We start from the raw sequence: 9,313 nt of genomic DNA on the forward strand, positions 1-9,313 counted from the left end.
GCGCAGCTTGACCGGCTCGGAAGCGCTGGTCGACGGCGTGTTGTCGTCGGTGACCACCGAGAGCTTGGGCGACGCCACGTCGCCGGTCACGAGCAGCGTCAGGTCGCCGCCGGCAGGCGCTGTCGCCGTGCCGACGTCCACGGCCGCGCCGTTGACCGTGACGTTCAGGGTGCCGGCCGTCACCAGGCGGTAGCTGCCCACCGAGGCCGGCGAGAGGTTGCTGCCGACGGTCGTGCCGTTGACCGCGACGTTGATCGTGTCGGTCGCCACCAGGGTGTTGGCCACCACGCGCACGCGCGTCGACAGATTGGCGCTCGGGGTCACCGCACCTTGCTGGTTGACCAGCAGCCCGTTCACCAGCACGCCGCCGCCGCTGCGGGTCAGCACGAGCGTGGCGACCTGCTGGTTGCTGAGCGTCAACGCCGGAATGTCCAGCCGCACGTCGGTCTTGCTGCCGGCAGCAGTCACGCACACGTGGTAGGTGCCGGCGCTGAACGCGGTGTAGGCGGTCGGTGCCGTCGCCGAGGTCGCGGTCGACAGCCCGCTGGCCGCCGCAATGGAGGTGGAGCCCAGCGCATTGCACGCCGCCTGGCCGACGTACACGTCGACGTTGCCGGCTTCGAGGCCGGCGGTGTGCATGAAGCGCAGCTTGGCCTGGCCGGAGCTCGGCGCGCCTTCGTCTTCAGTCAGGTAGCTGACCTGCAATGCCGACCCGCTCGCATAGGCCAGCAACGCGTAGTGCGAGCCCGCCGACACCGAGCCCGACAAGCTGGCCGCCGTGACGCCGGAGCCGGTCTGGGCGATCTTGAAGGTGTAGCTGTCCTTGTCGAGGTGCACATAGCCGCTGCCGGACGCGGCGGCCACGCTGCCGATGATGACGCTGTCGTCGCGGTAGGCGTCGAGCAGCGCGAAATCGGCGGTGGCATTGATCAGGCGCACGGAGCCCTGGTCATCTTCGCTGTTGCCGCCACAGGCATGCAGCAACGGGAGCAGGAGAGCGGTGATCAGCAGGGCACGGGTCGGGCGTTTCACGAGTCGGGATCCTCGAAATGGTTCAGGTCATTATGCGGGCACGCCTGCAATCGCTTGGTGTCGCGCGTGTGAAGCTGTATGACTCGCACCGCACCACTGTTGCAGATGCAACTCCAGCAGTTGCGGGTCATTGACGGTGCGCACCGACTGGTAGGCCGCTTCGGCCTCCGGGTGGCGCCGCCGCAGGTAGTTCAACCACTGCTTGAGGCGGCCGGCGCGATGACGCGGCTCGACATGCCCGCCCACGAGCTGCCAGAAATGCAGCATCAGCGGCAGCAGCTGCGGCCAGCCGAGCGAACTGCCCGGCCGCGCGATGGCACGCGCCAGTCCCGGGTCGGCCACCATGCCGCGGCCGACCATCAGCGCATCGCATCCCGATACCTCGCGACAGCGATGCGCGTCGGCCACCGTCCAGATCTCGCCGTTCGCGATCACCGGAATCGGCACAGCCATGCGCACCGCATGCACGCGGTCCCAATAGGCCGGGGGGCGGTAGCCGTGCGCCTTGGTGCGTGCATGCACGACCAGTTCCGCCGCACCGGCACCCGCGATGGCCTGTGCGCATTCCACGGCCCGCAGGTCGTCGTCGAAGCCGAGGCGCATCTTGGCCGTCACCGGCATCGCCATCGGCACCGCGCGCCGCACCGCGGCGACGATGCGTGCCAGCAGCTCCGGATCCTGCAGCAGCGCAGCGCCGCCGCCATGCCGGTTCACGACCTTCGCCGGACAGCCGAAATTGAGATCGATGCCAGCCGGCCCCAGCGACGCCAGGCGCGCCGCGTTCTCGGCCAGGCAGCCCGGATCGGAACCCAGCAGCTGCGCGCTGACCGGCACGCCACTCGGCGTGCGCCCGCCATGGCGCAATTCCGGAACGATGCGCAGGAACACGCGCTCCGGCAGCAAGGTGCCGGTGACGCGGATGAACTCGGAGACGCAACGGTCGATGCCGCCGGCGCGGGTGAGCACGTCACGCAGCGTGAAATCGAGCAACCCCTCCATCGGGGCCAACAGGATGGTCATCGGATCGTTGTGGACTGGCAATCCACCAGTGTACGTATGTCCCGAAATGAAGCGACCGGACGACGCCGGCCGCCAGCCAGCGGCCCACCGGCCCGGCCCGGTTGCATACTGGCGCGCGGGGAGACGACACATGGCACTGCATCGCACGTCGGGTGAGGTCCCGGGCCTTGGCGCCCCTGGCGAGGCCGGACCGATCCCCCCGCTGGACGCCGCCCACGCCGAACACGTCGCAGCCGAACTGCTGCGCATGGTGCTGCTGCACACGCGCGCCGGCACGCTGCTCGCGACGGCATTCGCCGTGCTGCTGGCGGTCTACTGGTCAGGCTCCACCCCGCTCGACTGGGTGCGCGGCTGGATGAGCGTCAAGCTGACGGTGTCGGCCCTGCGGATCTTCTCGGCCCACAAGCATGCGCGCGCCGGACAGCCGGCCACCCGAGGCTGGCGGCACCTGACGTACGGCCTGCTGGCACTCGACGGCGCGGTCTGGGGGGTGGCGGGCCTCTGGCTGATGCACCAGCCGGTGCAGGTCTCGTCCTTCGTCGCGGCGGCGCTGGCCTGCGTGACCTGCGTGGCCACCTTCGGGTTGCAGGCACGGCTGCTGGCCACCGCGGCCTATGTGGGGCCGATCATGGTGCCCACGGCCCTCGGGCTGGCGCTGCGAGCCGACGAAGTCGGCGCGGTCGGCAGCCTCGGATTGCTGATGCTGCTGGGCCTGCAACTGCTGACGGCCCGCGCCGGCGAACGACGCCTCACCGCCAGCATCCTGCTGAGGGTCGAGGCCCAGGCGCTGGCGCAGGAGAAGGCAGCCGCACTCGAGTTGGCGCAGCGGCAGATCGAGGTCAAGACCCAGTTCCTCGCCAACATCAGCCATGAGCTGCGCACCCCGTTGCACGGCATCCTCGGCGTCGCACGGCTGCTCCATCTCGAGGCGTGCGAGCCTGCCGTGCAGCATCGCCTCGAGCTGATCGAGTCATCGGGCACCCACCTGCTGAGGTTGATCAACGACCTGATCGACGTCTCGCGCATCGAGACGGGGCACTTCCCGATCCGGCACGAGGTGTTCGACATCGTCACGCAGGCAGGCCTGGTGGGCGATGTGTTCGCCCTGCGCTGTGCCGACAAGGGCCTCGATTTCTCGATGACGCATGCGTTTCCCCGGCCCAGCTGGGTGGTGGGCGATGCCGCGCGGTTCAGGCAGGTGCTGCACAACCTGCTCGGCAACGCCATCAAGTTCACCGAGAGGGGCCGGGTGGAGATGAACCTCGTGCGCACGGGCGAGCCCGACATGGTGAAGGTCGAGGTGATCGACTCCGGGCCGGGCATCGCGCCGGGCGACCAGGATCACCTCTTCGATGCACCCAACCCACCGCCGCCCGGCACCGACGGCGCGCCGATGGGCAGCCGTGCCGGCCTCGGCCTCACCATCGCCCGGGAACTGGCCGAAGCGATGGGAGGCTCGCTGAGCGTGCTCAGCAAGACGGGCGTCGGCTCCCGGTTCGTGTTCATCGCCCGGCTTCCGGGCACGACGGCGCCCGGCGAAGCACAGGATGGCGCATCGCCGGCGATCCCGGTGATCGACCTGCGACGCGTGCTGGTCGCGGAGGATGATGATGTCTCCGCGCTGATCCTTTGCGCCTACCTGAAACAGCAGGGGCTGGTCCATGAACGCGTGGGCAATGGGCGCGAGGCCGTCGGGCGGGCGCTGCGCGAGTCGCAGCGACCCGACATCGTGCTGATGGACTGCCAGATGCCCACGATGGACGGACAGGCCGCCACCCGTGAGATCAGGGCACAGGAGCGCACCCTGCTCCTTCCCAGGGTGCCGATCATCGCGATCACGGCGACCTCGACCGACGAGGACCGGCGCGCCTGCGCCGATGCCGGCATGGACGACCTGCTCGCCAAGCCCTTCAACCGCCAGGAATTGATGCGGGTCCTGGCGCAATGGAGCGGCGTGCTGCCGTCGCCGGGCGTCACGCCGCCACACGAACCTCGTTCTGAGGCAGCATGGACTCTTTCGGGAACAGATTCACATCCGGATGGAAGGTCTCGATCATGAACGGATACAGCCCATGGCCCGACGCCAGCCAGGTGCGCTCGGCCGCCGTGACATCGAAGGCCAGGATGCGATGCGGCAGGTTGCCGGCATGCGCGAGCGGAACACGATCGTCGGGCCCGAGCACATCGGTGAATCCGAGCCCCTGGTAGATCCGGATCAGTGCGTTGCTGCGCGCACCGATCACCATCCAGCGCACCTGGCTCGCCAGGCAATACAGGTAGGCGGCCTTCATCAGGATGAGCCGGGTCTGCGGATCGGCACCCGGCATCACGGCCAGCCGGGTGAGCTCGGCGCGGGGCTCATCGGCCAGCCATCGCGGCAGGATCACGCTGCCCTCGAGCTGCAGCGGCATCGCCACATTGCGCTGGATCCGCGCGGTTCCGGTGGCGGCACCGGTGGCCTTGTCGCGGCACACCAGGATGGCCGTGCCGCGCCGGCCGTCCACGGCATCGGGGACGGCCAGGGTTTCCTGCATGTCGGGCAGATGATGCCCATAGGCGCAGGCACGGACGCCGCAGACATCCTGCAGGTCAGCAGCCGTGGCGGCGAGTGAAACGCTGAAAGTGAGGTGGCTTGTCGTCATGGTCGGACAGGAGGTTGGGATACCCCTGTGTGGCGTGGCACATCGCCACGTACCCACCCTATAGACAGGGACTCTCGTCGGTCCCGTTGAAAAGGACACGACCCAACACGAGTCGTAAGCCTGTGTTCCAAGTGCGTCGCCGTGCATCGATGTTCCCGGCCCATGCCGCCATTCGGCGATGATGGCCGTCCCTCATTGACCTCGGGAGTCACGGTTTGAAGACACCATTGATCGGCCTCACGGCCTGCCTGATCAGCCTGTCCACTTTTGCACAGGCCGACCTGGCGGCCAGCGCGGCGAAGGCGCAGGGCGCGCTGGTCACGCCGACCGGCCTCGTGTATCGCTCGCTGAAGGAGGGGTCGGGACCGAGCCCGGCGGCCACGGACCGTGTCCGCGTCCACTACCGCGGCACGTTYGCCGACGGGAAGGAATTCGACAGTTCCTACGCTCGCAAGGAGCCGGCGGAGTTCCCGTTGAACCGGGTGATCAAGTGCTGGACGGAAGGCGTGCAGCGCATGAAGGTGGGCGGCAAGGCGCTGCTGGTGTGTCCGCCGGCCATCGCCTACGGGGAGGCTGGCGCCGGGGGTGTCATCCCGCCGAATGCCACCTTGCAGTTCGAGGTGGAACTGCTGGGCATCGCCGGCAAGTGAGCCACCGCGGCCTGCGCCGGGCGGCGATGCTCACTGGCGTTCAGTGCAGGTCGCTGCGCATCACGGCCGGCGTCGCGTACTCGCGACCGACGACGGCTCGGGCATACAGGTAGTTGGTGCGGGCGCGGTCGCTGAGTGCGTCCATCTGCACATGCCCCTCGGCATCGCAAGGAAAGGCCAGGGCCCGGCCTTCGTTGAACAGCGACTGGAACCGGATTTCGTAGCGTGCGATTTGCGAAGTAGAGCTCATGTCAGCCTCCGTGGAGCACCTTGCCTGGGAGTGGTCGTCGACCTCAACAAGCCCAAACTCGATGACTGAAGATTAGGCGCTGCCCGGCGACTGCGCTGTCAGGGCCCCTCGTTGCAGGGGGTCAGAAAAACTCCAATCCCCGTGTCAGTGCGAAGGGTCCGTCCGACAGGGAGAGCAGCCATTGCCTGACAACCTTCCAATCCAGACTAGGCCGTCGCGACCGCCGGCATCCGCCGCCGACCGAAGATCGCGATGGCCAGACGAAAAAAAGCCGGGCAAGCCCGGCTTCTTCGTCTCAGGCCGGGCCTGATTACTTGGCAGCCGAAGCAGCCGGAGCAGCGCCTTCGGCCTTCTTCTTGTCAGCCTTGTGCTTCTTGTGGGCAGCGGCCTTCTTGGCGGGAGCCGAAGCGGCATCGGCCGTGGCAGCGGCTTGGGCGAACGAACCCACGGCGAAAGCGGACAGGACGGCGGCAACGATCAGAGACTTGGTCATGGTGTATCCCGAATTGGATGGAAGTCGTTCTGCTCGACTTCCTGAAGCTGGCCCGGCTGTTGCCCGGCTTGTGTCCACAACGGGCTTTGTTGACGATTGGTTGACGTTAAGAACCGCAAAGGCAAGTACGAGATATATGTCGTCACGTTACGCCACGGCGTCCAACAATGACCCCAGCACCTCGTCCTGCACCTTCACGGTGCGCAGGTTGGCCTGATAGGTGTAGCTGGCCGACATCTGCTCGACGGCATCGGCCTCCAGCGAACCGCCGGTCTGCCGTTGCGCAGCGATCTCGGCCTGCACGCCGCCTTCAGGCTGCGCCTGCTGGACGACCTGCTGGCGCCGAAAACCCGGGGTCTGCGCATTGGCGACGTTGTGGGCGGCGCTGTCGAGCCGCAGCTGGGCGGCGTACAGGCCGGACAGGCCGATGGAGAAGGTGTTGGACATGGCAGGACCTCGCTTGCGGCGATATCGGCCGTTCCTGCGCCGACTTGAGCGATTCCAGGCAACGGGTTCAAACCATCGCCGCGCCGACCGTCGCCCGCACCGGAATGCCGGCCGGATCGAACCCCTCCAGGCAGAACACGTTGACGCCGACGAAATCGGGCGTCACGCGCTTGCGATGGAACGGGTAGATGCCGCAGGTGCTGCAGAAGAAATGCCGCGCGGTGTGGGTGTGGAACCGGTACTCGCTGAGCGACGCCTCGCCGGCGAGCAGCGTGAACAGGCTCTCGTGCACCTTCACCATCAGCGCGTTCTTGCGCCGGCAGATCGAGCAGTCGCAGGTGGTCAGCTCGGGAAAGTCGGTCTTGATCGCGAAGCGCACCGCCCCGCAATGGCAACTGCCCTGCCACGTCTGCACCGGCCGGTCTGCACTCATGCCGCAGCCACCAGCTCGCCATAGCGCCCGAGGTCGATGTTGCCGCCGCTCAGGATCACCCCAACACGCAGGCCACGCAGGCCGGCCAGCGGCAGCACCCCCTCGAGCACCGCCGCCGCCCCCAGGCAGCCGGTCGGCTCCACGACCAGCTTCATGCGCTCGCCGATGAACCGCATCGTGCGCGCCAGCTGCGCATCGCTGACGGTAAGGATGTCGCGCACGCGGTGCTGGATCACCGGAAAGGTCAGCGCACCCACCAGCTGCGTCTGCGCCGCATCGGCAATGGTCTGCGGCACCGGGATGCTGACGCGTTCGCCGCGCCGGAACGACTGCTGCACATCGTTGCCGGCCTCCGGCTCGACGCCATACACCGCGCAGTCGGGCGACAGGTGGTTGGCCGCCGTCGCGCTGCCGCTCAGCAGCCCGCCGCCGCCGGTGCAGACGAACAGCGCATCGAGCGGACCGACCTCCTCGATCAGCTCCTTCGTGGCCGTGCCCTGCCCCGCCATCACCAGCGGATGGTCGTACGGCGGAACCAGCGTCAGGCCGCGCTCGGCGGCGAGCCGCTGGCCGATCGCCTCGCGGTCGTCGCGGTAGCGGTCGTACAGCACGACCTCGGCGCCATAGCCGCGGGTCGCGGCGATCTTGAGGGCGGGTGCGTCCTGCGGCATCACGACCACCGCCGGCATGCCCAGCAGGCTGGCGCACAGCGCGATCGCCTGCCCATGGTTGCCCGACGACCAGGCGATCACGCCGCGGCGGCGCTGCGCGGCGTCGAGCTGCACCAGCGCGTTGTAGGCGCCGCGGAACTTGAACGCGCCCATGCGCTGCAGGTTCTCGCACTTGAAGAACACCTGCGCGCCGGTGCGCTGGTTCGCGGTGCGCGAGGTGGCGACCGGCGTGCGGTGGGCCACTCCTTCGAGGTGGGCGGCAGCGATGTCGACATCGCGCCAGGAGATCGGCAGGTCCATCGTCGGGGTCCGGAAAAAGCGGAGGGTGCATCGAGCGTAGCCCAGCCTGCGCGCGCCGTGACTGTGCCCCCGCAGCGATTGATACAGTGCCTCGGCACAGCCCCCTGCCCTGTAGCTTCACGCGCCGCGGCGGCGCCCCCAAGCTCGTCTCCACCGTGAAGGAGACGCGATGAACGACCTGCTGCCCCTGCTGARCTACTCGCTGCTGATGTCGGCGACGCCCGGTCCGAACAACATCCTGCTGACCACCTCGGGCGCGAACTTCGGCTACCGGCGCAGCCTGCCGCACCTGCTCGGCGTCAGCATCGGCGGCGGCGTGCAGACCTGGCTGGCCTGCCTGGGGCTCGGCACGCTGCTGGCGGACCACCCGGCCGTCCACGACGTGCTGCGCATCGCCGGCGCGCTGTTCCTGCTGTGGATGGCGTGGAAGCTGACGACGCCGGTGGTGTTCGGCACCGAGCTCGCGCAACCGGTCGGCTTCTTCGAGGCCGCCGCGTTCCAGTTCGTCAACCCGAAGACCTGGCTCAAGTCGGTCACCGTCGCGACGGTCTTCATGCCGGCGGGCATGCCGACCGGCGTGGCCGCGCTGCTGGTGCTGGCGATCACGCTGGCCACCAACTTCCCGTGCATCTCGATGTGGACGCTGTTCGGCGCCGGGCTGCGCCGGGTGCTGACGCGCCCCGGCTGGCGCGAGGCATTCAATGCCATCATGGCGGGATCGCTGGCCGTGCTGGCCGTGCTGTTGCTGACCCGCTGAACATGTTCTCCCTCGACCGCGACTCCCCCGCGCCGCTCGCCGACCAGATCGAGACCCGGCTGCGTGCGCTCGTCGAGGGCGGGCGCCTGTCGGCCGGCGCGAAGCTGCCGTCGATCCGCACGCTGGCGCGGCAGCTCGGCGTGAGCCCGAACACCGTGGTCACCGCCTACGACCGGCTGGTCGCGGCGGCCGTCGTCGAGTCGCGCGGCACGGCCGGCTTCTTCGTCTGCGAGACGGCGGCGCCCCCGGTGCTCGATGCCATGCTCGAAGCCGGCGAGGAGCAGGACGCCGTCTGGCTCGTGCAGCAGGCCCACGACCAGCGCGCCGGCGTGCTGCCGGTGAGCGCCGGTTCGCTGCCGGTGTCGTGGCTGGAAGACGCCATCCCCGCCATCGTCGTGCAGCGCGGCCTGGCGCGCGCCAACGGCGGCATGGCAGCGCGCTGCCCGCCGCAGGGGCTGCCCGAGCTGCGCGAGCGCATTGCCACGCTGATGCGCGGCCAGGGCATCGCGGCCGATGCGAACCGCATCCTGACCACCTACGGCGGCACCCACGCGATCGACCTGATCTGCCGCGCCTTCCTGCAGGCGGGCGATGCGGTGATGGTCGACAACCCCGGCT

At 68.7% G+C, this 9,313-nt stretch carries 12 protein-coding genes; 4 read left to right on the top strand and 8 right to left on the bottom strand.

Annotation, left to right across the window (positions count from 1 at the left end; translation table 11 throughout):
- The coding region (locus AC1D12_RS15675; RefSeq protein ID WP_477841376.1) for a DUF4397 domain-containing protein at positions 1–1,032 on the bottom strand (1,032 nt) is incomplete at its 3' end.
- 30 nt (positions 1,033–1,062) lie between these two features.
- Positions 1,063–2,052: a tRNA dihydrouridine synthase gene (locus AC1D12_RS15680; RefSeq protein ID WP_477841378.1), complete on the bottom strand. Its 990-nt coding sequence runs from the start codon at positions 2,050–2,052 to the stop codon at positions 1,063–1,065.
- 46 nt (positions 2,053–2,098) lie between these two features.
- Between AC1D12_RS15680 and AC1D12_RS15685 the strand changes: the two genes are divergently transcribed.
- Positions 2,099–4,111: a response regulator gene (locus AC1D12_RS15685; RefSeq protein WP_477828179.1), complete on the top strand. Its 2,013-nt coding sequence runs from the start codon at positions 2,099–2,101 to the stop codon at positions 4,109–4,111.
- Here AC1D12_RS15685 and AC1D12_RS15690 read toward each other — a convergent pair.
- Positions 4,026–4,694, bottom strand: a complete 669-nt coding sequence (locus tag AC1D12_RS15690; RefSeq protein WP_047511432.1) for a hypothetical protein — start codon at positions 4,692–4,694, stop codon at positions 4,026–4,028. The genes AC1D12_RS15685 and AC1D12_RS15690 overlap by 86 nt on opposite strands.
- A gap of 227 nt (positions 4,695–4,921) precedes the next feature.
- Here AC1D12_RS15690 and AC1D12_RS15695 point away from each other — a divergent pair, with 227 nt between their 5' ends.
- Positions 4,922–5,344 carry an FKBP-type peptidyl-prolyl cis-trans isomerase gene (locus AC1D12_RS15695; protein WP_052213036.1) on the top strand — a complete coding sequence of 141 codons (423 nt, stop codon included), beginning with the start codon at positions 4,922–4,924 and terminating at the stop codon, positions 5,342–5,344.
- Positions 5,345–5,384: 40 nt separating this feature from the next.
- Here AC1D12_RS15695 and AC1D12_RS15700 read toward each other — a convergent pair whose 3' ends face one another.
- From AC1D12_RS15700 to AC1D12_RS15720, 5 genes are all read right to left on the bottom strand, one after another.
- Positions 5,385–5,594 carry a hypothetical protein gene (locus tag AC1D12_RS15700; RefSeq protein ID WP_047511430.1) on the bottom strand — a complete coding sequence of 70 codons (210 nt, stop codon included), beginning with the start codon at positions 5,592–5,594 and terminating at the stop codon, positions 5,385–5,387.
- Between the two features lie 310 nt (positions 5,595–5,904).
- On the bottom strand, positions 5,905–6,087 hold the full coding sequence (locus AC1D12_RS15705) for a hypothetical protein (RefSeq protein WP_047511428.1): 183 nt from the start codon (positions 6,085–6,087) through the stop codon (positions 5,905–5,907).
- A 147-nt stretch (positions 6,088–6,234) separates the two neighbouring features.
- Positions 6,235–6,534, bottom strand: coding sequence for a flagellar basal body protein (locus AC1D12_RS15710; RefSeq protein WP_477826627.1), 300 nt, complete (start codon positions 6,532–6,534; stop codon positions 6,235–6,237).
- Positions 6,535–6,601: 67 nt separating this feature from the next.
- On the bottom strand, positions 6,602–6,967 hold the full coding sequence (locus tag AC1D12_RS15715; protein ID WP_477841381.1) for a GFA family protein: 366 nt from the start codon (positions 6,965–6,967) through the stop codon (positions 6,602–6,604).
- Positions 6,964–7,938, bottom strand: a complete 975-nt coding sequence (locus AC1D12_RS15720) for a threo-3-hydroxy-L-aspartate ammonia-lyase (protein WP_465113194.1) — start codon at positions 7,936–7,938, stop codon at positions 6,964–6,966. The genes AC1D12_RS15715 and AC1D12_RS15720 overlap by 4 nt, the downstream gene beginning before the upstream one ends.
- A gap of 169 nt (positions 7,939–8,107) precedes the next feature.
- Here AC1D12_RS15720 and AC1D12_RS15725 point away from each other — a divergent pair, with 169 nt between their 5' ends.
- Both AC1D12_RS15725 and AC1D12_RS15730 read left to right on the top strand, forming a co-directional pair.
- Positions 8,108–8,695: a LysE family translocator gene (locus AC1D12_RS15725; protein WP_477841383.1), complete on the top strand. Its 588-nt coding sequence runs from the start codon at positions 8,108–8,110 to the stop codon at positions 8,693–8,695.
- 2 nt (positions 8,696–8,697) lie between these two features.
- The coding region (locus tag AC1D12_RS15730; RefSeq protein WP_477841385.1) for an aminotransferase class I/II-fold pyridoxal phosphate-dependent enzyme at positions 8,698–9,313 on the top strand (616 nt) is incomplete at its 3' end.

The sequence above is a fragment of the Rhizobacter sp. P1_G5 genome, from assembly GCF_056405435.1.